We start from the raw sequence: 541 nt of genomic DNA on the forward strand, positions 1-541 counted from the left end.
AGGTGGATTATTTGACTTTGCTCTCTACTTTTTTCACAATTACCCCACCTTATTAGAGAAAGGTAGTGGTCCTTATTTTTATATACCTAAACTTGAATCTTGGCAGGAAGCTAAGTGGTGGAGCGATGTATTTAGTACCGCAGAAGATACTATGGGTCTACCACGTGGAACGATTAAAGCAACCGTTTTGATAGAAACATTGCCGGCTGTTTTTCAAATGGATGAGATTTTGTATTACATGCGCCACCATATCGTTGGACTAAATTGTGGCCGTTGGGATTATATTTTTAAAACGTTAAAAGAGCATTCAGATAAGGTTCTACCTGACCGGCAGGTCGTGACGATGACCCAATCATTCTTAAGTGCATACTCTCGCTTGTTGATCAAAACATGTCATCGTAGGGGCGCTTTTGCTATGGGGGGAATGTCTGCGTTTATTCCAAGTAAAGATGAAGAAGAGAATAAAGCGATATTAGCTAAGGTTAAGGCGGATAAAGAGCTTGAGGCGAGTAATGGTCATGATGGCTCATGGGTAGCTCAC

The 541-nt window shown here is 41.2% G+C and carries 1 pseudogene; it reads left to right on the forward strand.

The window, feature by feature from the left end:
• Positions 1–541, forward strand: a pseudogene (locus tag ABN217_RS20180) (malate synthase A); the annotation flags it as partial.

Source organism: Proteus sp. fly-1067 (assembly GCF_040139345.1).
Classification (GTDB): domain Bacteria; phylum Pseudomonadota; class Gammaproteobacteria; order Enterobacterales; family Enterobacteriaceae; genus Proteus; species Proteus vulgaris_B.